Source organism: Neisseria sp. P0009.S007 (assembly GCF_051962515.1).
Map to the genome: position 1 here is coordinate 1 of NZ_JBQCVF010001295.1, position 235 is coordinate 235.

General features: G+C 54.5%; 1 pseudogene. It reads left to right on the plus strand.

The features are described from left to right. Positions 1-43: 43 nt before the first annotated feature. Positions 44-235, plus strand: a pseudogene (locus ACTHS3_RS18670) (chloride channel protein); the annotation flags it as partial.

A 235-nucleotide genomic window follows, 5' to 3' on the forward strand; every position in this document is an offset into this window, starting at 1 on the left:
TTTTAACGAAACCGCCGAACCCTGTCTCAAAAACAAAATCCCCATGAAACATAAGCACAAACTTTGGATAGCCCTCATCCTCACCGGCATCGTCGGCGGCATGGTCGGCATTGCCTTGACGGAGCTTATGCACTTTATCCAGCACACGGCTTACGGTTACGGCGCGGGCGGCGGGCATGTTTCCTTTCGGGAGGGCGTGGTTCAAACGTCGTCTGAACGCCGCATCCTCGTATTG